Origin of the sequence: Rhizomicrobium palustre, assembly GCF_011761565.1 — a bacterium.
GTDB classification, from domain to species: domain Bacteria; phylum Pseudomonadota; class Alphaproteobacteria; order Micropepsales; family Micropepsaceae; genus Rhizomicrobium; species Rhizomicrobium palustre.
In genome coordinates this window covers 1403403-1426178 of sequence record NZ_JAASRM010000001.1, presented here as the reverse complement: position 1 = coordinate 1426178, position 22776 = coordinate 1403403, and the positions used below count along the sequence as shown (strand labels likewise).

The following is a 22776-nucleotide window of genomic DNA, read 5'->3' as shown; positions in this document are numbered from 1 at the left end:
CTTCGCGGCGCGCAAATTCGCGCCGGCTTGGGCCCGCTGGTGCACCCCGCCCGGGGACTCGACATACGTTCAGGTTACGGCCGGTCTCCTGGCTCGCGGCGCTCCCACCGAGCCTTCCCGGCGCATCGCCAGTGGCTTTCTCGGCAAGATCCCGTCCCCAAAAACGCTGAGCACAGGGCCGCTTACAGTTGCGGGGGCAGCGCAGGCGTTACACCTGCTTCCCTTTTCACTCTTTGGAAAACTTCCTTAGAGAACCGTAACGCAGAACGACATGGTGTATGCGCCCCTGCTGAAACGTCAAGAAGTGGTGGGTGCGCATTTTGACCCGGACGAAAAATTTCACACTTGCCGGACAAAGCGTCACGCCGATTCTTGAGTGTGGAATCAAGCACTCGCACCCAAACGATGCGTGTCCGGCGTTGGCCGCATGCCCGCCCTGCCAAAAACGGGCAGCCGCTGTCCCGTTTTGGTCCTAGCCTCTCTGTGCCTGTGACTGACGGCAGAGGGAGGAAGGGACGCATGCTGGGCTATGTGACGATCGGCGCGCGAGATGTGGAAGCCTCCGGCAAATTCTACGACGCCGTGCTTGGTGCCATTGGGGAAGAACGCAAATTCGCCGACGGCGGCTGGATAGGCTATGGGCCCAAAGGGGAAGATAGCCATTACCTCTATCTCTGCTCGCCCTATGACGGCAAAGCGGCTGTTCCCGCCAATGGGCTGATGCTGGCCTTCAAGGCCAAGAGCAAAGCCGAGGTTGATGAAGCTTATGCCGCCGCGATGGCGAATGGCGGTAGCGATGAAGGCGCGCCCGGCTTTCGTCCGCCCGAAGGCAAGGAATTTTATGGCGCTTATATGCGCGATCCCACCGGCAACAAGTTTTGCGTCTATGTGAAGCAATAGAGGCTCATGCGCCCGCTTTTATTTTTCGTCATGGCCGGGCTCCGACCCGGCCATGACGATTCAGATGTTACGCCGATCCAGCTTTAAGCCCCGAAACTCACATCCGCGGCAAGCTTCAGCCGCGCGAAGCGGCCGTTCCAGATATGCTGCGTGTGGGCGATGATGGTCGCGGCGGGCAGGATCTGGCTGTCGAAGGTGGTGTGCGCGTCGGCCACCACGGTGACGCGGTAATGCCGATCGAAGGCGCTGCGCACGGTGGCATCGACGCAGTATTCGGTCTGCATCCCGCAGATGACCAGCGAATCGACCCCCGCCGCTTTCAGCTTTTGATCGAGGTCGGTGTCGTAGAAGCCGCTATTGCGCTTTTTCACCGTCACGCTGTCGCCCGGTTCAGGTGCGATATCGGAAACAAAGGCAAAGCCCGGCCCGTGCTTGTCGAACTCGTCGCCGGTCCCGCCATCATGCTGGATATAGAACACCGGCACTTGGGCGGCGCGGGCATTAGCGATGAGGTTTTTGATGCGTGCGACGACGGCCCACCCGTTGAGCGGGCCCGCGCCGTTCTCACCGCTGAACATTGCGTTCTGCACGTCGATGATGAGAAGCGCTTGCATAAAATATCTCCCGCCGGATCGTACCCGGCGAGAGTCGTGGTTTGCGGCTGGGGTTGCAACCGCAAAACGATACACGTGGCTGCTTTACTGCCGTCCGCTTTACTGGCGCTTCAGGCGAACAACCACATCCACGCGCGCGACCTGGGTGCCTTCAGGGGCTTCCGGAATATTGTCGACCGCAATGGCTTCCGAGCCGGGGATATCGGCCAGCATGCCGTCGTCTTCGTAATAGAAATGCTGATGCTCGGTGGTGTTGGTGTCGAAATAGGAACGGGTCGCATCGACCATCACCTGGCGAAGCAGGTTCGCGGCAGTGAACTGGTGCAGCGTGTTATAGACCGTCGCCAGTGACACCCGGATGCCTTTATTGACGGCTTCCGCATGCAGGGCTTCGGCAGTGAGATGGCGATGGCCGTCTTTGAACAACAGATCGGCCAGTTCGTTACGCTGCCGCGTCGGGCGAAGGCCCGCAGCTCTGAGGCGCGTCACGGCTGATTCATTCGGCGTTTCACGCATTTTCCTACGCATCACGGCGGACTTTCCTCTTCGCGGCATCTGAACCGGACGGTACGGTACCCGTCACCGGTGTCTAAACGCCATCGTTACTCCTTTGGCTCTCGCCTTTGACGGTCCGAGAGGTTATGACAATCGGGCGTCATTCATTAGAGAAGTGTACGCTAGTCGTTAGAATAGTTCTAACGTAGAAATCGTCGCAGGGGCAGTCCTGCGTCAATAGAGCCGGTTACGTTCGCTAAGAGCTTGAAGGGCATGGAAAAAGTGGATCAGACCTCTCCCGCGCGCAAGTCGCAGTTTGATTTGGCGGGCCTTATCTCTTGTGCCAAAGGGGAATTGTTTGGGCTTGGCAATGCACGCCTGCCGATGCCGCCGATGCTGATGTTTGATCGTATCACCAAGATTTCGGACAAAGGCGGCGCCCATGATAAGGGCGAAATCCACGCTGAGTTCGAAATCAACCCGGATTTGTGGTTCTTCAAGTGCCATTTCGAAGGTGATCCGGTGATGCCGGGTTGCCTCGGCCTTGATGCGATGTGGCAGATGGTCGGTTTCTTCCTCGGCTGGCTCGGCGCTCCCGGCAAGGGCCGCGCGCTCGGCGTCGGCGAAGTGAAATTCTCCGGCATGGTGGTGCCCACCAATAAGCTCGTGAGCTATTCCATCGATCTGAAGCGCGTCATCATGCGCAAGCTGGTGCTTGGCATCGCCGATGGCGTGATGAAGGTTGACGGTCAGGTCATTTACGAAGCGAAGGATCTGCGCGTCGGCCTGTTCCAAGACGCCCCGCAACCGGCGTAAGATAGAACAGCATTACGGTTCGATTTCAGAAGGGAATTGCCATGAGGCGCGTTGTCGTCACGGGGCTGGGTATCGTTTCATCCATCGGTAACAGCGCCGAGGAAGTCACCGCGAGCTTGCGTGAAGCCCGTTCGGGCATCGCCACTGCGGAAACTCAAAAGGCCATGGGCTTTCGAAGCCAGGTCGAAGGGGCGGTGAAGCTCGATCTCGATGCCTTGATCGATCGTCGCGCCAAGCGCTTTATGGGCGACACGGCCTCTTATGCCTTCCTCGCCATGGAACAGGCGCTGAAGTCTTCCGGCTTGGAAGAAAAGGACGTGATCAATCCCAGGACCGGCCTCATCGTCGGCTCGGGCGGTCCCTCCACCAAAACCCTTTTTGCGGCCGATAAGATCGCGGAAGCCACGGGTCCGAAAAAGATCGGCCCCTTCGCGGTGCCCAAATGCATGTCCTCGACCTGCTCGGCGGTGCTCTCCACCTGGTTCAAGATCAAGGGCGTGAACTACTCGATCAGCTCGGCCTGCTCGACCAGCGCTCATTGCATCGGCAACGCGGCGGAACTGATCCAGTGGGGCAAGCAGGATGTGATGTTCGCGGGCGGCGCCGAAGAGCTCGATTGGACGCTCTCGGCCCTCTTCGATGCCATGGGCGCGATGTCGTCCAAGTATAACGACACCCCGTCCCGCGCCTCGCGCGCCTTCGATAAGGATCGCGATGGCTTCGTGATCGCGGGCGGCGGCGGTGTTGTGGTGCTTGAAGAACTCGAACACGCCAAGGCGCGCGGCGCCACGATTTATGCCGAACTCACCGGCTATGGCGCAACGTCCGATGGCCATGACATGGTCGCCCCCTCGGGCGAGGGCGCGGTGCGCTGCATGCAGCAGGCGCTCGCCACGGTGAAGGGCCCGGTCGACTACATCAACGCCCATGGCACCTCCACGCCGGTTGGCGACGTCACCGAAATCAAGGCGGTGCGCGAGGTGTTTGGCGACAAGATCCCGCTGATCAACTCCACCAAATCGCTCACCGGCCATTCTTTGGGCGCGGCGGGCGCGCAGGAGGCGATCTATTCGATCCTGCAGCTTCAGGGCAATTTCGTCGCCGAAAGCGCGCATATTGACGAGTTGGACCCGGCGGTTGCGGACGTTCCGATTGTGCGCAGCAGGATCGACAACGCCAAGCTGGAGCGGGTGCTCTCCAACAGCTTCGGCTTTGGCGGCACCAATGCCACGCTCGTCTTTGATCGTTACCATGGATAAGCGCCTGCCCTTGTGGGCCGGTGCAGTTCAGGCTAAGTGCCCCCCGTCTGGGCGGGCATTGGCTTTTTTGAGGGACTGATGACCACCAAACTAATGGCCGGCAAGCGCGGCCTTGTCATGGGCGTTGCGAACGACCATTCCATTGCCTGGGGCATTGCCAAGACGCTGGCGGCGCATGGCGCCGAGATTGCCTTCACCTATCAGGGTGATGCGCAGCTCAAGCGCCTCAAGCCGCTCGCGGCTTCGATTGGCGCCACCATCCTTCTGCCCGCCGATGTCGAAGACGATGACCAGCTCGACACCACCTTTGACGCGATCAAGAAGGAATGGGGCGAGCTCGATTTCCTGGTCCACGCCATCGCCTTTTCCGACAAGAACGAGTTGAAGGGGCGGTATGTCGATACCAGCCGCGCGAACTTCGCCAAGAGCCTGTCGGTCTCTTGCTACTCCTTCACCGCGGTGGCGCGCCGGGCCATCCCGCTGATGAAGGGCCGTAATGGCGCGATGCTGACGCTCTCCTATCATGGCGCCCGTCAGGTGATGCCGTCCTACAATGTGATGGGTGTGGCCAAAGCCGCGCTGGAAGCGTCCGTGCGCTATCTCGCGGCCGATCTCGGCCATGACCAGATCCGCGTTAACGCGATCTCCGCCGGTCCCATCCGCACCCTCGCGGGCTCAGTGGTGGGCGGCGGGCGCACCATGTTCCGCTGGATCAAGGGGCTGACCCCGCTCGGCAAGACCATCGAGCTCGATCACCTCGGCGGCGCCGCGCTTTACCTTCTTTCCGATTTGTCTGCAGGGGTTACCGGCGAAGTGCACTATGTTGATGCCGGGTATAACGTCATGGGCGTTCCTCCTGCTTCCGTGCTCGAAAGCTGGAGCGGGCAGGAAGAGGGCAAATCCGATGAAAGCGGCGAAGGCTGATCAGGCTTTCTGCCCCCGCTATGCGGGGGAAGTGGTGAGCGCAGCGAACCGAAGGGGGCTCGCGGCTGCCATTACCGTTGCGCTTCTCTTCTCTGTGCCCGCTCTTGCCTCCTGGCAGGATGAAGCTTCCCCGCGCGATGCTGACCGGCTCGCTCATTTGAACCAAGCGCGCGGGCAGGGCCTCGAAGACGCCGCGCGCGGCAATCCGGGGTTCTACGCCGCCGCTCGCTCGATCCTTTCGGCCAACGCGGTCGCTTCCGATGCTCATCGCCTCGTCGGCACTTGGCACTGCCGCACCATGAAGCTCGGCGGTGCCACGCCCTCCATCGTTTATGGCTGGTTCCGTTGCCGCATCGCTCCACGCGGCGATGGCACGCTCTCTTTCGAAAAACTCGGCGGCTCCACCCGCATCTCGGGCACGCTCTATCCCGACCAGGGCGGCTTCGTGTATCTCGGCGCCCAATATGTGACCGCCTATGGTCCGGCCGAGAAAAAGCCCGCCTATTCCGGCAAAGGCGCGAGTGCGGGGGCCAATGAAACCCCCGATGATCAGATCGGGCTTTTAACGCTCACCGCCGATGGCCGCGCCCGTTTGGAGCTGCCGTATCCGGTACAGGAATCCGATTTCGACGTGATCGAACTGAAGCGCTAATTCAGCCCCGTCAGTTCGCGCTGCAACAGGTGGAAGAAGCTTTCCTCATCGCGATGGCGCATGCCGTCGGCGTTGATCACCTCATCGGCGGCGGCCAGCAGCGCCATCACCCGATCGGGCGTTTCGCTTTCAAGCCCGCGCATGGCGCGCGCCAGGAACATCTTCTTGGGCTTTAGCGTCTTCAGGTAGCGCCTGAGCGCGCGCTCTTCGGCTTCGGTTGCGCGCCGGTCGGCATCGCGCGCCAGCTTCAAGCAATGGTCGAGCACAATGCCTTGCTCATCGAGGCAATAGTCGCCATCGGCGCGCCCCAGATGCGTCAGCACCATCATGTGATGGGTGAAGATCGGGCGGATGCGGGTGAGGCTCGCGGGCCTCGGCAAGCTGCATTCGGCCAGCGCGGGCGCCATGCCGAAGGTCTCGACAAAGAAGCGCGCGGGCGGCGCGATCACCTCGCCATCCTGGGTCACCACCTCGCGCACATGATCGATGCGGAAGGCGCGCAAGGCTTGGCGCTCATGGCACCAGCAATTGAGGATCGGGATATTTTCGGCATTGAGCGAAAGATTGCGCACCGTGATGCGGCGCACACTCTCATGCCCATCGGCGGCTTGATAGACGATGACGAAGCTCTGGTTCTGGGCAAAGCCAAGCTCGGCTTCCAGATTGAGATCGTCCTCCGGCTCAGGCGGCACAAAGATGCTGTCATCGGGATCATGACTTCCCAGGCGCACCAGAAAGCCCGGCGGCACCGGCGGCGGCACGTCTTGGCGCGCTTTCAGAAAGTCGCAGAAGCGCGTCACCACCGCGCCCGTCGATAGCCCGCTGCGAAGCATGAGAACTCTCGCAAAACCCACGCCGCGAAGGCTGTCACGTTCCCCTCTGCGCAGCAACGACAAAGCGCATACGGAAGTATTTGCAAGTTAGAGTGATGTGCGAAGCGGCCCGAACTCTCCCCTAAAGAAACGGTCACTTGCGAGGTGCGGAATTTTATGTAAGCACTTACATATAATGACGGCACATCACGATCTTCTCATCAGCCAAGGTTCCCGCGCCTTGGGAACGCGGCTCCGGCGCCTGTTCGAAACCCTAAATGCAGGGGTGTCGGCTATGTACGACGAGGCGGGCGTGGATTTCGAACCGCGCTGGTATGGGCTTTTTACGCTTCTGCGCCACGCTGAGGATTTGGATATTGGCAGCGCCGCCGCCGTCCTCGGCCAGAGCCATGTCGCCGTGGTGCAGGTGGCCAATGCGCTGGAAAAGCGTGGCCTCATCCGCCGGGTCACAGCCCGCCACGATAAGCGCAGCCGTGTTCTACAGATGACCGCCAAGGGCCGCGCGCTATGCGAGAAACTCGATCCTTTATGGGATGCGGTGTCGGCGGCGAGCGCCGCACTTCTGAAAGAGGCCGCGCCCAGCCTTCTGGCAGATCTCGAAGCCCTCGATGCAGCGCTCTTGAAGCGCCCCATGCTCGATCGGATCCAACACCATTTGCAGGATAATTCATGAAGACTCGGTTTTTGTGCGCCTCTGCGCTCAGTGTCATGGTCCTTATCGCACCCGCGCTTGCCCTCACAGCACAGCAGCGCGACGCAAAACTTGATCACATCGCCGATCTGATCCGGGACCATTATGTCTATAAGGACAAAGCGCTGAAAATCGCCGACTCCGTGCGTGCCTTGAAGGCCGATCCCTCTATCATCGCCATTACGGATGAAGGCCAGTTGGCGACGCTGCTCAGCGAAAAGCTTACCCCCTATGACCGCCACTTCCATGTCACTTGGCGCGCGCCTTCACCGTCGCAGCAGCAAGCGGCAGCCGCGCCGGATCTGGCCGCCGAAGAAGCCTTCATGCGCCAGGTCAATTACGGCTTTGACGAGGTCAAACGCCTGCCCGGCAATATCGGCTATCTGCGCTTCAGCTTTTTCGCCGATTTCGATACCGCCCTCACCGGCAAAAAAACGCCTGAGGCCCGCAAAACAGCCGAAGCCGCGCTCGCCTTCATGGCCAATTGCGACGCGGTGATTTTCGATCTGCGCCAGAACGGCGGCGGCTCGCCGGCGATGATCGATCTTCTGCTTAGCCCATTTTTCAAAGACAAGGTTCTGCTCAACCGCTTTTATCAGCGCGAAGGAGACAGAACAGAGGAGTTTTACACCCTCACCAATTATACCGGCCCCAAGCGCAGCGATGTGCCGCTCTTTGTGCTGATAAGCGGGCGCACGGCATCGGCCGCTGAAGAATTTGCCTATGATGTCCAAACCCAGAAGCGCGGCACTCTCATTGGCGATGTCACCTATGGCGGGGCCAACCCCGGTGATTTTGTGGATGCAGGTGATGGCTTTGCGATTTTCATTTCCACCGGCGCGGCGATCAATCCCATCACTGGCACCAATTGGGAAGCTGTCGGGGTAAAACCCGATATCGCCGTGCCGCAGGATCAGGCGATGTCCCGCGCCAACATCGAAGCGCTGAAAGCGATCCTCGCAAAGCCCGCAGCCGGTCGCGATTACACTGCGCAGCGCTGGGCGCTCGAACAGGAAGAAGCTCTGCTGCACCCGCCAAAGCCGCAAGCGCTCGAACCCTTTGCCGGCCAATATATGGCCCGCAGCGTGGAGTTGAAGGACGGTGCGCTTTATTTCGTGCGGGATCGCGCCCCGCAGGTGAAGCTCGTGCCGCTTGGCCCCGATCTCTTCGGCGGCGAGGGCGTCCCGGACCGGCGTTTCCAATTCGCGCGCGACGCCCAAGGCAAGGTCGAACGCCTCACGGTCCGCGATGCCTCTGGCGGCTCGACGGTTTTCACTCGCACAACGCCGTAAAGAAAAGGGCGGGGAAGTCTCCCCGCCCTTGGTATCTCGCGATGGGAGCGGGCTTTACGCCCGCCTCTTGGCCGCCTCTGCGAAGCGATCGAAGAGGTAGTGCGAATCCATCGGGCCCGGCGAGGCTTCGGGGTGGTATTGCACGCTGAAGACCGGCGCCCCGTCCAGCCGCAGGCCGCAATTGGAGCCGTCGAAGAGTGAGACGTGGGTCTGGATCACGTTCTTGGGCAGGGTATCGGCATCCACGGTGAAGCCGTGATTCATGGAGACGATTTCCACCTTGCCGGTTTCCAGGTCCTTCACCGGATGGTTGGCGCCGTGATGGCCTTGGGCCATCTTTTTGGTGCTTCCTCCGAGGGCGATCCCCAGCATCTGATGACCGAGGCAGATGCCGAACACCGGCAGGCCTTTGTCCACCAGACCCTTGATGGTCGGAATGGCATATTCCCCCGTCGCCGCCGGATCGCCGGGGCCGTTGGACAGCACCACGCCATGCGGCTCATGGCGCAGCACGTCGTCCAGGGTGGATTGCGCGGGTAAGACGGTGATATCGGCGCCGAGGCCTGCCAGAAGGCGCAGGATGTTCTTCTTCACCCCGTAATCGAGCACCACGGCGCGGAATGTGGGGGCTTCGACCTTGCCATAGCCCTTGTTCCACACCCAGGGAGTCTCGTCCCATTTGAACATCTGGCGCGCGGTCACTTCCTTGGCGAGGTCCAGGCCGACCAGCCCCGGAAAGCCCTTCGCCGCCGCCGTCAGCGCCGCCACATCGTCACCGCGCCCGATCACGCCATGGGGCATGCCTTGCTCGCGGATCCGGCTGGTCAGCGCGCGGGTATCGAGCCCGGCAATGCCCGGAATGTTGTGCTTCTTCAGCCAGACATCGAGCGTCTGCAACGCGCGATAATTGGAAGGGTGCGTGGCATCGGCCCGCACAATCACGCCGCGCACATGCGGGGTGCCATATTCGATGTCTTCGTTATTGGCGCCGACAATCCCAATATGGGGGAAGGTGAAGCAGACGATCTGCCCGGCATAAGAGGGGTCGGAGAGGATCTCCTGATATCCCGTCATGGCGGTGTTGAAGCAGACCTCGCCCACGGCTTGAACATCGGCACCGAAGCCGAAGCCTTCAAAGACCGAGCCATCGGCCAAAACCAGCTTCGCGCGAGAAAACGGAGCCTCCGTTGGCGCGGAGGACAGGGTGGCGGTATCGCTCATGGGGGGACCTCGAATTTGCCGGAAAATAGGGACGGGGCAGGCCCGGGTCAACCCTTCAATCCCTCTCCCCTTGTGGGAGAGGAAGAAAAATCACGGGGTTAGCGGTGCGCCGCGATTTCGCCCGTAAAACGCGCAATGGGTGCGCCGCTAACCTCGATGATTTTTCAGGTGAGGGGGCGCTGTGTTCCCGGCCCAGGCGGTCTATTCCCCCTTTTGCCGGGAGCAGTGCTGATCGAGATCGCCGGCGACCCGTTCCGCTTTTGCGATGAAGAATTTCCCGCCCCGCCGTACAAGACGGAACCGCACGAAGAATGACTCGAAGGCGTCCGAGGAAAGGCACACCGTGGCGCCGGAACCGCTTCGGCGAGTCACGAAGTTTCCCAAACCATCCGGAAGGTTCCGCCCCATGAAGCTGAGTGCGGCAGGTGTTGCCGCTCCCTCGGCAGAACGGTGGTCTTGTAGAGCGGCATAGACCGCATCCACCGCATCGGCTTCGGGGTAGAGCGGTTTTTTGCCTTGGTCCTCGATGCGGTCGGGCAGGATGCGGAAGGTCCAATTAAGCTGACGTCCCGCACAGCAAACTCCGACCGATTTGAACTTGTCTTTCACACGGACGACGATGCGGCTTGGCGTATCTGGAACGCTCGCCTGCGAGTCTTCGATGTACTGCTGATAGGTGTGCGCCAGCAGCGGCTCGGCATTTTTACCATCCCAGCGCCAAAAACTGATTTGCTTGGTAAAGGTAAAGCCGCCGCCCTGGGCGTAGGTTCCGCCAAGGCCAAAGCGCAGCTTGCCTTCAGCATCAGGCTTTAGCGGGAAGATGCCGCCGGAAAGCGAGCCGCAGGCATACCCAAGATCGTCATCGCGACAGGCGCCGCCGCCGTGATCCGTTCGCCATGCGTTGAGCACGGGAAAGTGCCTCGTATCGGTCTTGCGCACGTCCCAAAGAACGGTCCATCGGCCGTTTCTCTTGCCCACTAAAAATGCCGTTCCGATTTGGTCCCAGCGGGTGGAAAAGGCGTAGAGATCATCCGCCAGCGAGGTCACCCAATCTGGTGCGATACTCGGAGATTGAAATGTCGGAGGGTGCCGATTCAAAAGCTCCGTCTTCAGCGGCTCTAACGCGATACCGGGATTGCTCTCAAGAAAGGCCAGCGTCCAATCCTGTGTTGCATCCCATAGGGCATCGAGCGCTTTCACCTCCTCGGGATTGCTTTCGTCGACCCCAAAACCGCAATCGTCGCCGCATTTGGCTTCCAGCACCGCCAATGCCGCGGCGTACCGCGCTTCTGGCGTCTGCGCTGCTTCGGCCGTCGTGATGGCGAAAACTGCGAGCAATCCCAAGAGGATGCGTCTGATCATGGCTGGGTTGTGCATTGCTGCCCTGATGAAGAGATTACGCCCTGCACGGAGGTTTGCCATCGCGCGAAATCCTCAATTCTTCAGGGAAAAATCGAAAGCCTCGAGATAATACCCGCTTTTCTTGTGCAGAACCGTGGCCACCATCTTCGGGGCGGCGGCCACAGCGGTGTCATAGGTGAGGGTGGCGCGATCCCCGTTCCGCTTCACATCGATCCCCGACAGCATGCCGAGATTCGGGTCGTTCGGATCGGAAGCGCTCTTCTTCGTCTCAGCAACAATCGCCGCCATCTTTTCCAGCACCTTGGGCGCCGCCAATGCGCTGGCACCCTTGCCTTGCCAGAGCCGGAGGAAAACCTCATCCACCGCATCGGCTTCGGGAAGATCGACACGCTTGCCTAAATCCCGCACGCCATCGCCGGTGAGTTTCAGCGTCCAGGTCAGTTTGCGCCCGGAACAGGCGCCACAGGCATAGAACATGCGATACTGCGTTTTGGGATGCACCAGGATGGTGTCGTCTTTGGCTTCGACAATCGGCAGATCGTCGGCCACCGAAACGTAATCACCTTTGAACAGGGCTTTGGCCGCTTTGCCATCCCAGGCCCAGATGCTGATCTCAGCGCCCCGCGTGGCGCCGGCGGGCTGGGCATAGCCGCCATCGATATAAAAGCGGATATGTCCCGCCGCATCAGGCGGCAACGCATATACGTCGCCATATAAAGCGCGGCAATCACAGCAACGCCCGCAGCCATCTCCAAAGGCGGCCATTGCCCCCCATCCGTTATCGCGTGCCGTGTCCGGACCTGTTTTCCGGATATCCCAGACGACCGCGTAGTGTGTGCCTTGCTTGGCAAGCAGAAACACATTGCCAAGCTCGCCATAGCTCGCGCTTACGGCCATCAACTCCGGTGCGAGGGGGGTGAAGGTGATACTCAGCTCGCGATCCATCGCTTCGGCTGCCGCTTTCAGCGCGGATGGCGCAGCTTTGGGGTGAGCATCAAGATAGGCGACCGCCCAGCGTTGCGCTGCGGTTCTGAAATTGTCGAGCGCGGTTTCAGCGCCTGCCTTGTGATCGAGATAGAAGCCATCGGTGTGAGACGACAGCACTTTTGTTGCCGCGTCCAAGGCCTGCTTTGGCGTATCCGCTGCCTCGGCCCGCGCGATGGCGAAAACCGTGAGCAATCCCAAGAGGATGCGTGTGACCATGGCTTGGTTGTGAGTTGGGGTCCCGATGACTAGATTACGCGCCACAAGGAGAATCAGCCATGGCGTTGCGCGATCAGATTATGAATTCGGTGAAAGAGGCGATGAAGGCGCATGACCAGAAGCGCGTCGCCACGCTGCGTCTCGTGCAAGCCGGGATCAAGGATAAGGATATCGCCTCGCGCACCGAAACCAGCCGCGATGGGATTTCCGATGACGAGATCCTCGCGCTCTTCGGCAAGATGATCAAAAGCCGCGAGGATTCCATCGCGCTTTATGAGCAGGGCAATCGTCCTGAACTTGCCGCCGCCGAGCGGGCCGAGATCGCCATCATTCGTGAATTCATGCCGCGCCAACTCGATGAAGCCGAAACCAAAGCCGCCATCGCGGCCATCATCGCCGAGACCGGCGCGACCTCGCTCAAGGACATGGGCAAGGTGATGGGCGCCTTGAAAGAGCGCTACACCGGCACGATGGATTTCGGCAAAGCCGGTGCCCTCATCAAGCCGCTGCTCGGTGGCAAGTAGCCCCGGCTTTACCCGCTGTGGAAGAATTTGCTAGGTTTTACAAGTGTTTGCACCCTCCTGGGCTTACCCCAGGGGGGACGCATAGCTATGCTCCCGCCAGGGATGAGGGGCGGGCGGCATGCACATTCGCGATGCGACAGAGGATCTGATTCAGGACACGTACCGGCGCATCGAATTTGACGAGCTCCGTTTCGCCGAAGTCCGGCAAGGCTACGCATATTGGTTGGGTCTTTGTGGTGCTCGCCTTTATCCCGCACGCGAAGAGATTTCTCCGCGCCCGATCCGGCATCTGCTCGCGCATGTCATCCTGTTGAAGGTGATCGCGGGCGGCAAAGACTTCGAATATACGATTGTGGGCGATGATGTTGTGCGGGCTTACAAAGCGCCTCTGGCCCAGCGCCGCTTAAGCGATATCGCCACTGACCTTCCCAACTCGGCGCGCTATTGGAGCTGTGTTTACCGGGACATTGTGGAAACCGGCCAGCCTTGGGCGGTCCGCTATTCCGCGCAGCTCGAACGTGAGGCGTGTTTTGCCGATGCCGAAGCTGTGCTTCTGCCGCTAGGCTCATCACCAGGATGTGTCGACCACCTCATCACCTTTGCCAAACGCGTGCGCTGTTCTCCGTAAAGTGCGCGCCTGGTTCGAACTCACCACAGCCCTTTGCCATAGATGATGTCGTGAATGCATTCAGTCCCGGTGGCTTTGGCGGCCTGGCAGGGATCGGAGGTGTTGCGTTCGCGCGCTCTGAGATCGCTGTTGCGAAGCCCCTCCCATTCGGGGCCTTTGAGTTTGAGGTCGACCGGCACGCCATCCTTCATCGCCACGAAGCGTCCGCCCGAAAGCTTGGCGCATTTTTCCTGCTGCTCGCGGGAAAGGTCTTGCCACTTCTCCGGCTGGCAGCCGAACACCGCCTGTCCCAGCCCCAAAGCTTGCGGCGAGAAATTCGGGGTCTGAAATATGGGTGCGGGACCTTGGAATGTTCCCGAGGCCGCTGCCGCGCCGGATGCCGCTTTGGGGGCGGCTTTTTCCGGCTGAGGCTGTGGCGGAAATTCCAGAATGGCTTCGCTGACGGTCGGCTTTTCCCAATGGGTGATCACCACGGCGTTCAGAAGCGCGGCCACGATCAAGATATGCAGGCCGATGACGGCCCCAGAGGCGAGGCCTCGGGTGCTATGGAACCGCGCGCTCAGGCAAGACTCCGCCGCTTGGCCCACAGCCCAAGGCTGAGCACTGTGATCGCCGCGATCACGATGAAGCGGGTGGTGGTGAGCACATCCGGAAAGGCAAGCCCCATGGTCACTGAGACTTCGCCCTTCACCGCCGCATGCGGCATCGACACCGCTAATGAGGTCAAGACGCCCAACAGCGCAGCCGCCATCACACCGATGACCGGCCACCAGCCTTCCAGGCGCTGGCGCAACGCCGTCACCAGAAGCAGCAGGATGGCGAGCGGGCCGACCGCGTAATTGGCAAAAAGGCAGACTGCTTGCGCGGCAGGTTCGCACCAGCTCGGCAATGGCATGTTGGGGCTATGCAGCGGAGCGGCGATCGCCGCCATGCCAAGCCCGCTGCCCAGCAGCGCCAGAAAGATCGCCACTGGCGGCACGATGCCAAACACCAGCCATGGGGCGCGGGCCGATAGGGCGCGGAACTTTCCCGTCGCCAGCATGGCGTCCAGAAGTTCCTCGTCATCGCCCAGAAGCGCGCGGGCGCGGCATGAGGCATCCGGCTCCTCATAACCACGCTCTTTCTGCATTTCGAGGAGGTCGGCAAAATGGTCGTCCAGCTCGCGCGCATAGCGGCGGACATGGCGGGGCGCGATGCCTGCTTTCAACAGTTTGTCTTTGAGGCTCGCAAACTGATCAGAAGGCGGGTTCATGGCGCTCTCCTTTCAGCATGGCGCCGACGGCTTCGGCGATCCGCGACCATTCCTGCGAAAGCCCCTCCAGCCGCTTCTGCCCTTTATCGGTCAGGCTGTAATAGACGCGGCTGCGCCCATTCACGGCTTTGCGGCTGGCTTTCAGGGCGCCGTCTTTTTCCAGCGCATGCAGCACGGGATAGATCACGCCTTCGCCGGCCTGGATCACCGCGCCGGATTGTTCGCGCAGCTCGGCGACGATCTCATAGCCATACATGGCGCGGGCCTTCAAAAGGCGCAGCACCAAAAGCTCCGGCACGCCGGTCATGAACGGGGGATTGGTTTTGGCTTTCAGCGTCACCGAAAGAGCCCTGGCAGTATCGCAACAGACGATACCTAGGGCTCCATACCTAGAACTTCAAGGTATAAGGCATGAAAATCGCGTTAGATCGCGGTAAGATGCAGCGGCAGGGTGAAGACAAAGCTCGCCCCCGCCTCGCCGGTGATCTCGCTGCCCTCATACCAAAGCTTGCCGCCATGGCTGTCGACGATCTTGCGGCAGAGCGAAAGCCCCACCCCCATGCCGCCCTCCTTGGTCGAGCGGAAGGGCATGAAGAGGTTTTCCGCGATCTCGGGGGAAAGCCCCGGCCCGGTGTCATGAACGCGTATTTCCAGCATCTCGCCTTTTTGTACGGCGGAAACGGTCACCTGCCGCGTCGGCTGGTTTTCCAAAGCCTCGGCGGCATTGCGCAAGAGGTTGAACAGCACCTGCTCGATTTGCACCCGGTCGAGTTCCACCATGGGAAGTCCGGTCTCGACTTTCAGATGCACCGTCACGCCATGGTGGCGCGCCGCGATGCGGGCGAGTTCCAGCACTTCTTGAAGCAGGCTCTCGATGTTCTCGCCCTTGCGGCTGGCCTGACCCTGGCCAACGAAGCCGCGAATGCGCTGGATGATGTCTTTGGTGCGGACGAATTGCATGCCCGCCTTACTCATCGCGTCGAGCGCTTTTTCCGGGTCTTTCGCCATCAGCCGCTCGGCGGCTTTGATGTAGTTATTTCCCGCCGCGAGCGGCTGGTTCAGCTCATGGGCTAAAGCCGACGCCATCGCGCCCAGATCAGTAAGACGCGAGGCACGCAGGGTTTCGGCCATCAGCGCATCAAGACGCTCTTTGGCCTCGAAGCGTTCAGTAACATCGCGCACCACGCCTGAGACCCGGCAGGGCCGGCCATCGGGATCGAAAACCAACCGGCTTTGCAGTTCGACCCGGCGCAATCCCCCGTCGCGGCGCAAGCGATAGATCGCGTCCGAGCGCCCGCCTGGCATCAGCTCCGAGCCAAAGACTTTTCCTGCCTCCGCGCGATCGGCTGGATCGATTTTCTCGAGCAGCGCGGAAAGCGTCAGCGGGGTCTCGCCGTTTATCCCGAAAAGATCCGCACAGGCCTTCGTCGCTTTGACGCTACCGTCGGTGAGATCGACTTCAAAGGCACCAAGCCCCCCGGCGTCAAGCGCCAGCGCCAGGCTTTGCTGACTCTCCCGCCAGCTTTCGCGGGCCTTAACCGCGGCGAAAGCGGCAGAGGCCGAACGTCCCAGCGCTTCGAGCAGCCCTAAGATCTCTTTTTCGAAGCTGCGCTTATGGGCCCAATAGAAGCCGATCGCGCCGACAGGCACCTCATTGCGTACCGGCACCACCACCATGCTTTTGACGAAGGTCGGGCTATAGGCATCCACCGGCACGCGCGCATCATCGAACACATCCGTCACCACGGCGGTCTGATCGTGCATCATGCACCAGCCCGAAACACATGTGCTCAGGGGAAAGCGTTTGCCTTTCCACAAAGGTGCAATCGCATTTTCGTCGACATAATGGCAGCGCTCGCCGTCCTTCAGAACGAAACAGATGCCATCGGCGCCAGAAATATCGCGCGCGGTTGTACGTACGATGTCTATGATGTCGGAAAGTTCGGCTGCGCCAGCAAGCTGCTCCACGGTTTTGACCAGCGAAAGCCAGCCCGGCTCGCTGGGCTTCAAGGCCTCGGATGGCTGGGGAACGCTTTGGAGTGACACGATAAAGTCCTCCGTTGGAGCAAGCGGATGTAGTGCAAATTATTGCAGCCTAGAATAGGTACCAGCCGCAAAGTTAACAACCCGCAAAACACCTGATTGCGCGCGCAAGGGTTGTGGTAAATGTGGTGTATGATTTAGTCATACACCATGCTAGATTGGCCGCATTCTGAGAAGGCACCTGGAATGCGAAACACCGCTCCCATTACCATCACCTTGCCCCATGAAATGGCCGCGATGGTGAAGGCGAAAGTTGCGTCGGGAGAATATGCCTCCGAAAGCGAGGTGATCCGCGATGGGCTCAGGGCAATGCTCGCCCGCGAGGAAGCCTTGGAAAAATGGCTGCGGACGGAGGTCGTCCAAAGCTGCCGGGAATATCTGGCTGATCCGAGCAAGGCTATTCCAGCAGATCAGCTTATGGATCGGGTACGCGCGGCTTATCGTGCTCGCACCAAAAAAACCGAAAGCGACTATTCGCCCGAGCTGTCGCCCCCAAAATCCCGTTCGAAATCCTGACCGCCATAATAGACCCCCAGGATGGTGACGGTCGTTGTGGTGTCATCCACATCAAACGCGATCGTGATGCGACGTTAGCCAATGATGCGCAAGCCTGGGATGATTAAGCCTTCTCGGCGTGTCCCTCGTTTGGGAAAATGCGCCAAGCCCTCACAGAACCGCTGAAGGCCGCCGATATAGGAGTCTGCGATCATTTCCCCCGCTTTTTCAGCAAGGGACATATACAGAGCTTCGATTTGCGTAGCTGCTGCGAGAGAATATGCGACTTTATATGCCAATTCGAATGTGCCTTTCGCATGGTCGGATCGGCTGCAGAAATCGTGTTGGGGCGGGCCCCAACTGGCTTACATGACTGAGTTTAGGTGATGTTGGCGCCATTTACGATATATAGAATAGCCAGGTCTCAATAAGGTCGTGGCTACAGCATTCACAAGATTCCGCCGGTGCGCCCCGCGCTAGTCCCCCCCTTTTCTGCGAAACTACTCTCATGCGTTTTGGCCCCCACCTTCTTGAAGAGATCCTCCGGCGGACGGATATCGTCCAGCTGGTGGGGCGGCGTGTGAAGCTCACCCGCAAGGGCCAGGCGTTTTGGGGCTGCTGCCCTTTCCATGGCGAGAAAAGCGCGTCCTTCAAGGTCGAGAACGGGCGGCGCACCTATAAATGCTTTGGCTGCGGCAAGGGCGGTGATGCCTTCAAATGGCTGGTCGAGACCGAGGGTCTCACCTTCCCCGAAGCGGTGGAACGCCTCGCCAATGAAGCCGGGGTGGAACTGCCAAAATGGTCGCCGGAAGACGAGGCGCGTGAGGAGAAAAAGAAATCTCTCTACGACGTGATCGAGGCGGCGGCGAAATTCTTCGAGGCCCAGCTTCAGGCGCCGGGCGGGCGTGAGGCGCGCGAGTATCTGAAAACCCGCGCCCTTGATGACGCAACGGTCAGAAAGTTCCGCCTCGGCTATGCGCCGTCCGGCAACAACGCGCTCATCGCGCATCTGACCGGTCTCAATATTGCGATGGATGACATCATCGCGGCGGGGCTCGCCCGTCCGGCGGATGGTGATCGTGGCCCGCGCGATTTCTTTTTCCACCGCCTGATGTTCCCGATCAGCGATGGCAAAGGCCGCGTGGTGGCGTTTGGCGGGCGCGGCCTGCATGCGGATGCCAAGCCGAAATACATCAACACTGGCGAGACGGCCTTCTTTTCCAAAGGCCATCTTCTCTACAATCTGGCGACAGCGCGGCCTGCGGGCATCAAGGCGGGCACCATCATTGTCGCCGAAGGCTATATGGATGTGATCGCGCTCGCGCGCGCAGGCTTTGAGGCGGCGGTCGCTCCGCTTGGCACCGCGCTGACCGAGGATCAGCTTCAGCTTCTCTGGCGGGTGGCGCCCGAACCCATCATGTCCTTCGATGGCGATGCGGCGGGCATGAAGGCGGCCTTGCGCGCGGCCCACCTCGCGTTGCCGCATTTAAAGCCCGGCTATTCGCTCCGCTTTGCCTTCATCCCGGGTGGCGAGGACCCCGACAGTCTCATCCGTGCCCAAGGTCCCGAGGCGATGCGCGCGGTGCTGGATGCCGCTCTCCCCCTCGCCGAGGTACTCTGGAAAAGCGAGACCGAGGGGAAGGACTTTTCCACGCCGGAGCGCCGGGCCGGTCTGGAGCAGGTTTTATCGGAACTGGTGGCAAAAATTTCCGATGGCAAGATCGCCGATTATTATCGCCGTGATTTCGATACCCGCGTTTTCGAGACCTTTAAGCGCCGTCATAAATCCGAGGGCGGCGGCGGCGGCAAGCCTTGGTCGAGCCGGCTCTTCCAGCCGGGACAGAAGGGGCGCGGGTTCGGCGGGAAAGGCAAATCGAATCAAGGGTTTCAGCCCCCGATGGAGACCGTCTCCGAGGCGGTCAAGAAAAGCCTGATCGCGCGGGGCGGCGGCGCCCTCAAGGTTAAGGAGGTCGAGGTCTGCAAGCTTTTGCTGGCTGATCCCGCAATGGTAGAGAGCCATTTGGAGCTTGTGGCGGCGCTGCCTTTGACTGATCCCTTCCTTGACAGGTTGCGGGGCGAACTTCTAAACGTCGCCGCTTCCGGCACCAGGCTTGAAATCGAGGTGTTGGAGTCCCATCTAACCCGTCTCGGTATGGCCGACACTCTTCAGCGGCTGAAACTTCAGGGGTCAGAGGTGGGGGAGGGGACCGCTTCTGTCGAGGATGCACATGCCCGCTTCCTGCGAGCCGCACAAGACCTTCGCGTCCTGGCGGAAACCGATCCGGAGCGCAAACGTGCTTTGGAGCGTTTCAACAAGGAGCCGTCGGAAGACAACCTGCGCGAATTGCTCCGCTTGCGAGAAGGCCGTTTCGGCGAATAGGACAAGCACGTAGAATCCAATCCGTATAAATTGTGATTCTACCGGCGCGCGCGCAGCGGACCGAGAAAGAGGGAAACCGACAATGGCAGCGAAGAAGAAGACAAAGAAGGCCAAACCGGCCAAGAAGGCGAAGAAGGTTGTGAAGAAACCGGTCGCCAAAAAGGCAGTGAAAAAAGGCGCCAAAAAGGCCGCCAAGAAGGTTGCCGTCAAGAAGACGGCGAAAAAAGCGGCTAAGAAGGTCGCCAAGACCAAAAAGGTCGCCAAAAAAGGTGCCGTGAAAAAGGCGAAAAAGTCCGCCAAGAAGACGGCCCCCAAGCGGAAACCCGCCAAGCGCTCGGCCAAGAAGGCTGCTCCGGCCCCGGTGCCGGAAACGGTCGAACCCGTGGTGCCTGCGGTCGAGGAAGGCACCCCCGAGTCCGTGTGAACGGCCGGGGCTTAACTGGATCATCACGCTCGCGCGCGCGAAGGTACGAAAGTGGTAACAAAGTCAAAGAAACCGGCGAAGGCCCCCAAGGCCGCTAAGCAGGCGGCCAAGCGTCCGGCTGCCAAGGCTGCCAGTGCGAAACCGGCGGCGACCAAAAAGGCTGCGTCCAAAATAGCACCCAAGAAGCCCGCGCCGGCTAAGAAGCCTGCCGCGGCCGCGCATGCGAGCTCCAAAGCGCCCGCCAAGACGGAAAAGGTTGAGAAGACACCGGTCGAGAAGACTGCCGTGAAGGCCGCCAAGGCCAAGAGCGAGGCGGTCAAGACTCCCGAGCACAAGCACTCCGAACCGAAGCATGAAGCGAAAACCGCAGAGGCCAAGGCCGCAAGCGTGAAAGTTGAGGCCAAAGTAAAAGCCCCCGAGATTGAAAAGGCCGCGGCCGACAAAGCTGCTGCCCCCGCCGCTGAGAAGCCCGTCAAAGCCGCCGCCAAGGCGCAGGCTGCTGCGCCCGCGCCCGCCAAGAAGGCCGCGCCGCAACCGGCTCAGCCCGCCGCCAAGACCAATGGCAAGGCTGCGCCTGCCAAGCCAGGTGCGAAACCGGGTGAATCCGAGACCCCTGGCGATGCCGACAGCCCGCTCCTCGATATGAGCGATGTCGGCGTGCGCAAGATGATCGCGCGCGCCAAGACCCGCGGCTACGTCACCTATGACGAGCTCAACAAGGTGATGCCGTCCGACAAGGTCTCTTCGGAACAGATCGAAGACACCATGTCGATGCTCTCCGAAATGGGCATCAACGTCATCGAAAGCGAAGAGCAGGAAGAAGGCGCCGACGCCGAAGTTCCTGCGCTGGCCGAAGGCAAGGCTGTCGCCGTCACCAAGGAAGGCGCCACCGAAACCTATGATCGCACCGATGACCCGGTGCGTATGTATCTGCGCGAGATGGGCTCGGTTGAGCTTTTGTCCCGCGAAGGCGAAATCGCCATTGCCAAGCGCATCGAGGCCGGCCGCGAGCTGATGATCGGTGCCTTGTGCGAAAGCCCGCTGACCTTTGAAGCCTTGACCGTTTGGCGCGACGAGCTGAACGAGGGCAAGGTGCTCTTGCGTGACATCATCGACCTCGAAGCCATGTATGGCACGGGGCCGGATGGCGCCGCGGTGGGCGGCCCCGATATGGCCGAGGGCGAAGCTGGCGAAGGTGCCGAGGGCGAAGCCCCCGCTTTCGTGAAGCCGGAATTCCCCAAGCCGCCGGAATTTGTGAAGCCCGAATTTGTCCGTCCTGAACCTGCCGAGGCGGCCAAGGCCGCCAAGCCTGCGGAAAAGAAGGCCGAGGGTGAAGAGGGTGAAGGCGGCGACGGCCAGCCCAAAGCCGAAGGTGGCGAGGGTGAGGAAGGCTTTGATGACGAGGGCAATCTGCCGCTCTCGGCGATGGAAGCCGCGTTGAAGCCCCAGGTTCTGGCGACGCTCGATAACATCGCCAACCTCTACAAGAAGCTCGGCAAGCTGCAGGATGCCTCGGTTGAGGCGGCGCTGGCCGATGACGAGCTCTCCAATTCTCAGGAACGCCGCTTCAAGAAGCTGCGCAACGAGACGGTGGACCTCGTTAAGGGCCTCAAGCTCAACAACAACCGCATCGAAGCCCTGGTCGATCAGATGTACGGCATCAACCGCCGTCTCGTCGGCCTGGAAGGTCGCCTCCTGCGTTTGGCCGAAAGCCATGGCGTGGCCCGCGAGGACTTCCTGCGCGAGCATTTCGGCAACGAGCTTGATCCCAACTGGACCCGCCGCGTCGGCCGTTTGTCCCGCGCCGGCTGGAAGGATTTCATCGCCATCGAGCGCGATAAGGTCCATGCCCTGCGTGACGATATCCAGACCCATGCTCAGGAGATGCGCCAGTCGATCTCCGATTTCCGCCGCATCGTGCAGACGGTGCAGAAGGGCGAGCGCGAGTCCGGCGTGGCCAAGAAAGAGATGATCGAGGCCAATCTGCGCCTCGTGATCTCGATCGCCAAGAAATACACCAACCGCGGCCTGCAGTTCCTCGACCTCATTCAGGAAGGCAATATCGGCCTGATGAAGGCGGTCGATAAGTTCGAATACCGCCGCGGTTATAAATTCTCGACCTATGCCACCTGGTGGATTCGCCAGGCGATCACCCGCTCCATCGCGGACCAGGCCCGCACCATCCGTATCCCGGTGCATATGATCGAGACGATCAACAAGCTGGTGCGTACCTCCCGCCAGATGCTGCACGAGATCGGCCGCGAGCCGACCCCGGAAGAGCTGGCCGAGCGTCTCGCCATGCCGCTGGAAAAGGTCCGCAAGGTTCTCAAGATCGCCAAGGAGCCGATCTCTCTCGAAACCCCGATTGGTGACGAGGAAGACAGCCATTTGGGCGACTTCATCGAGGATAAGAACGCGGTCCTTCCGATCGATGCGGCGATTCAGGCCAATCTGCGCGAGACCACAACTCGTGTGCTCGCCACCCTGACCCCGCGCGAAGAACGCGTATTGCGCATGCGCTTCGGCATCGGCATGAATACCGACCACACCTTGGAAGAGGTGGGCCAGCAGTTCTCGGTCACCCGCGAGCGTATCCGCCAGATCGAAGCCAAGGCCCTGCGCAAGCTGAAGCACCCCTCGCGGTCGCGTAAGCTGCGCTCGTTCTTGGACAATTAAGGGATTTTTCGAACAGAGCCTCCTTTGGCGTTAGCCCCATGGGCCAAAGCTGAAGGCGGCTTAGCATAAAGACCAACCCGCCACCCCTTATC

General features: G+C 60.7%; 23 protein-coding genes and 1 riboswitch. Of the genes, 13 read left to right on the top strand and 10 right to left on the bottom strand.

Annotated elements, in window-relative coordinates:
• Positions 1-61: 61 nt before the first annotated feature.
• Positions 62-274, bottom strand: a riboswitch (cobalamin riboswitch).
• Positions 275-519: 245 nt separating this feature from the next.
• Entirely contained in the window at positions 520-900 is a 381-nt protein-coding gene (locus tag FHS83_RS06445) for a VOC family protein (protein ID WP_167082015.1), read from the top strand.
• Between the two features lie 83 nt (positions 901-983).
• Here the strand turns inward: FHS83_RS06445 and FHS83_RS06440 are convergent, their stop codons facing one another.
• Positions 984-1514: a cysteine hydrolase family protein gene (locus FHS83_RS06440; protein ID WP_167082013.1), complete on the bottom strand. Its 531-nt coding sequence runs from the start codon at positions 1512-1514 to the stop codon at positions 984-986.
• A 99-nt stretch (positions 1515-1613) separates the two neighbouring features.
• A complete protein-coding gene (gene irrA / locus FHS83_RS06435; RefSeq protein ID WP_279590125.1) occupies positions 1614-2042 on the bottom strand; it encodes an iron response transcriptional regulator IrrA in 429 nt (142 codons plus the stop codon).
• 240 nt (positions 2043-2282) lie between these two features.
• Between irrA and fabA the strand changes: the two genes are divergently transcribed.
• From fabA to FHS83_RS06415, 4 genes are all read left to right on the top strand, one after another.
• Positions 2283-2825, top strand: coding sequence for a 3-hydroxyacyl-[acyl-carrier-protein] dehydratase FabA (fabA, locus tag FHS83_RS06430; protein WP_167082011.1), 543 nt, complete (start codon positions 2283-2285; stop codon positions 2823-2825).
• A 41-nt stretch (positions 2826-2866) separates the two neighbouring features.
• Complete coding sequence (fabB, locus tag FHS83_RS06425) at positions 2867-4084, top strand: beta-ketoacyl-ACP synthase I (protein ID WP_167082009.1); 1218 nt, start codon at positions 2867-2869, stop codon at positions 4082-4084.
• Positions 4085-4162: 78 nt separating this feature from the next.
• The gene (locus FHS83_RS06420) at positions 4163-5008 is read left to right on the top strand and encodes an enoyl-ACP reductase FabI (protein ID WP_167082007.1); all 846 of its coding nucleotides are present in this window, start codon (positions 4163-4165) and stop codon (positions 5006-5008) included.
• Positions 4989-5660 (top strand): DUF4893 domain-containing protein, encoded by a 672-nt coding sequence (locus FHS83_RS06415; RefSeq protein WP_167082005.1) that lies wholly within the window; start codon positions 4989-4991, stop codon positions 5658-5660. The genes FHS83_RS06420 and FHS83_RS06415 overlap by 20 nt, the downstream gene beginning before the upstream one ends.
• Here FHS83_RS06415 and FHS83_RS06410 read toward each other — a convergent pair.
• Positions 5657-6493 carry a tellurite resistance TerB family protein gene (locus tag FHS83_RS06410; RefSeq protein ID WP_167082003.1) on the bottom strand — a complete coding sequence of 279 codons (837 nt, stop codon included), beginning with the start codon at positions 6491-6493 and terminating at the stop codon, positions 5657-5659. The genes FHS83_RS06415 and FHS83_RS06410 overlap by 4 nt on opposite strands.
• A gap of 175 nt (positions 6494-6668) precedes the next feature.
• On the opposite strand from FHS83_RS06410, the gene FHS83_RS06405 reads away from it, so the two are divergent.
• Positions 6669-7166: a MarR family winged helix-turn-helix transcriptional regulator gene (locus tag FHS83_RS06405; protein WP_167082001.1), complete on the top strand. Its 498-nt coding sequence runs from the start codon at positions 6669-6671 to the stop codon at positions 7164-7166.
• On the top strand, positions 7163-8476 hold the full coding sequence (locus FHS83_RS06400) for a S41 family peptidase (protein ID WP_167081999.1): 1314 nt from the start codon (positions 7163-7165) through the stop codon (positions 8474-8476). The genes FHS83_RS06405 and FHS83_RS06400 overlap by 4 nt, the downstream gene beginning before the upstream one ends.
• 54 nt (positions 8477-8530) lie before the next feature.
• Here the strand turns inward: FHS83_RS06400 and carA are convergent, their stop codons facing one another.
• The 3 genes from carA to FHS83_RS06385 all read right to left on the bottom strand — a co-directional run bounded on the left by carA (position 8531) and on the right by FHS83_RS06385 (position 12262).
• Positions 8531-9697: a glutamine-hydrolyzing carbamoyl-phosphate synthase small subunit gene (gene carA / locus FHS83_RS06395; protein ID WP_167081997.1), complete on the bottom strand. Its 1167-nt coding sequence runs from the start codon at positions 9695-9697 to the stop codon at positions 8531-8533.
• Positions 9698-9898: 201 nt separating this feature from the next.
• The gene (locus FHS83_RS06390; protein WP_167081995.1) at positions 9899-11119 is read right to left on the bottom strand and encodes a hypothetical protein; all 1221 of its coding nucleotides are present in this window, start codon (positions 11117-11119) and stop codon (positions 9899-9901) included.
• Positions 11120-11131: 12 nt separating this feature from the next.
• The gene (locus FHS83_RS06385; RefSeq protein WP_167081993.1) at positions 11132-12262 is read right to left on the bottom strand and encodes a hypothetical protein; all 1131 of its coding nucleotides are present in this window, start codon (positions 12260-12262) and stop codon (positions 11132-11134) included.
• A 59-nt stretch (positions 12263-12321) separates the two neighbouring features.
• On the opposite strand from FHS83_RS06385, the gene FHS83_RS06380 reads away from it, so the two are divergent.
• On the top strand, positions 12322-12786 hold the full coding sequence (locus tag FHS83_RS06380) for a GatB/YqeY domain-containing protein (protein ID WP_167081991.1): 465 nt from the start codon (positions 12322-12324) through the stop codon (positions 12784-12786).
• A 118-nt stretch (positions 12787-12904) separates the two neighbouring features.
• Entirely contained in the window at positions 12905-13414 is a 510-nt protein-coding gene (locus tag FHS83_RS06375; RefSeq protein ID WP_167081989.1) for a PAS domain-containing protein, read from the top strand.
• 20 nt (positions 13415-13434) lie between these two features.
• Here the strand turns inward: FHS83_RS06375 and FHS83_RS06370 are convergent, their stop codons facing one another.
• From FHS83_RS06370 to FHS83_RS06355, 4 genes are all read right to left on the bottom strand, one after another.
• A complete protein-coding gene (locus FHS83_RS06370; protein ID WP_167081987.1) occupies positions 13435-13908 on the bottom strand; it encodes a hypothetical protein in 474 nt (157 codons plus the stop codon).
• Between the two features lie 65 nt (positions 13909-13973).
• Positions 13974-14666, bottom strand: coding sequence for a hypothetical protein (locus FHS83_RS06365; protein WP_167081985.1), 693 nt, complete (start codon positions 14664-14666; stop codon positions 13974-13976).
• Positions 14650-15006 carry a helix-turn-helix transcriptional regulator gene (locus FHS83_RS06360; protein WP_208414256.1) on the bottom strand — a complete coding sequence of 119 codons (357 nt, stop codon included), beginning with the start codon at positions 15004-15006 and terminating at the stop codon, positions 14650-14652. The genes FHS83_RS06365 and FHS83_RS06360 overlap by 17 nt, the downstream gene beginning before the upstream one ends.
• Before the next feature lie 83 nt (positions 15007-15089).
• A complete protein-coding gene (locus tag FHS83_RS06355) occupies positions 15090-16712 on the bottom strand; it encodes an ATP-binding protein (RefSeq protein ID WP_167081983.1) in 1623 nt (540 codons plus the stop codon).
• Positions 16713-16895: 183 nt separating this feature from the next.
• On the opposite strand from FHS83_RS06355, the gene FHS83_RS06350 reads away from it, so the two are divergent.
• The 4 genes from FHS83_RS06350 (at position 16896) to rpoD (ending at position 22684) form a co-directional block, all read left to right on the top strand.
• Positions 16896-17225 (top strand): type II toxin-antitoxin system ParD family antitoxin, encoded by a 330-nt coding sequence (locus tag FHS83_RS06350; protein ID WP_167081981.1) that lies wholly within the window; start codon positions 16896-16898, stop codon positions 17223-17225.
• 487 nt (positions 17226-17712) lie between these two features.
• Complete coding sequence (gene dnaG, locus FHS83_RS06345) at positions 17713-19584, top strand: DNA primase (RefSeq protein WP_167081979.1); 1872 nt, start codon at positions 17713-17715, stop codon at positions 19582-19584.
• Between the two features lie 82 nt (positions 19585-19666).
• Positions 19667-20008 (top strand): hypothetical protein, encoded by a 342-nt coding sequence (locus tag FHS83_RS06340; protein WP_208414255.1) that lies wholly within the window; start codon positions 19667-19669, stop codon positions 20006-20008.
• A 51-nt stretch (positions 20009-20059) separates the two neighbouring features.
• Positions 20060-22684, top strand: coding sequence for an RNA polymerase sigma factor RpoD (rpoD, locus tag FHS83_RS06335; RefSeq protein WP_208414254.1), 2625 nt, complete (start codon positions 20060-20062; stop codon positions 22682-22684).
• Positions 22685-22776 lie beyond the last annotated feature (92 nt).

Coding starts and splice junctions, on each gene's coding strand:
- FHS83_RS06420 (WP_167082007.1), top strand. CDS start 4,163: ATGACCACCAAACTAATGGCCGGCAAGCGCGGCCTTGTCATGGGCGTT.
- FHS83_RS06410 (WP_167082003.1), bottom strand. CDS start 6,493: ATGCTTCGCAGCGGGCTATCGACGGGCGCGGTGGTGACGCGCTTCTGC.
- FHS83_RS06400 (WP_167081999.1), top strand. CDS start 7,163: ATGAAGACTCGGTTTTTGTGCGCCTCTGCGCTCAGTGTCATGGTCCTT.
- carA (WP_167081997.1), bottom strand. CDS start 9,697: ATGAGCGATACCGCCACCCTGTCCTCCGCGCCAACGGAGGCTCCGTTT.
- irrA (WP_279590125.1), bottom strand. CDS start 2,042: ATGCGTAGGAAAATGCGTGAAACGCCGAATGAATCAGCCGTGACGCGC.
- FHS83_RS06365 (WP_167081985.1), bottom strand. CDS start 14,666: ATGAACCCGCCTTCTGATCAGTTTGCGAGCCTCAAAGACAAACTGTTG.
- FHS83_RS06375 (WP_167081989.1), top strand. CDS start 12,905: ATGCACATTCGCGATGCGACAGAGGATCTGATTCAGGACACGTACCGG.
- FHS83_RS06350 (WP_167081981.1), top strand. CDS start 16,896: ATGCGAAACACCGCTCCCATTACCATCACCTTGCCCCATGAAATGGCC.
- FHS83_RS06380 (WP_167081991.1), top strand. CDS start 12,322: ATGGCGTTGCGCGATCAGATTATGAATTCGGTGAAAGAGGCGATGAAG.
- FHS83_RS06385 (WP_167081993.1), bottom strand. CDS start 12,262: ATGGTCACACGCATCCTCTTGGGATTGCTCACGGTTTTCGCCATCGCG.
- FHS83_RS06415 (WP_167082005.1), top strand. CDS start 4,989: ATGAAAGCGGCGAAGGCTGATCAGGCTTTCTGCCCCCGCTATGCGGGG.
- fabA (WP_167082011.1), top strand. CDS start 2,283: ATGGAAAAAGTGGATCAGACCTCTCCCGCGCGCAAGTCGCAGTTTGAT.
- dnaG (WP_167081979.1), top strand. CDS start 17,713: ATGCGTTTTGGCCCCCACCTTCTTGAAGAGATCCTCCGGCGGACGGAT.
- FHS83_RS06440 (WP_167082013.1), bottom strand. CDS start 1,514: ATGCAAGCGCTTCTCATCATCGACGTGCAGAACGCAATGTTCAGCGGT.
- FHS83_RS06390 (WP_167081995.1), bottom strand. CDS start 11,119: ATGGCAAACCTCCGTGCAGGGCGTAATCTCTTCATCAGGGCAGCAATG.
- fabB (WP_167082009.1), top strand. CDS start 2,867: ATGAGGCGCGTTGTCGTCACGGGGCTGGGTATCGTTTCATCCATCGGT.
- FHS83_RS06340 (WP_208414255.1), top strand. CDS start 19,667: ATGGCAGCGAAGAAGAAGACAAAGAAGGCCAAACCGGCCAAGAAGGCG.
- FHS83_RS06405 (WP_167082001.1), top strand. CDS start 6,669: ATGACGGCACATCACGATCTTCTCATCAGCCAAGGTTCCCGCGCCTTG.
- FHS83_RS06445 (WP_167082015.1), top strand. CDS start 520: ATGCTGGGCTATGTGACGATCGGCGCGCGAGATGTGGAAGCCTCCGGC.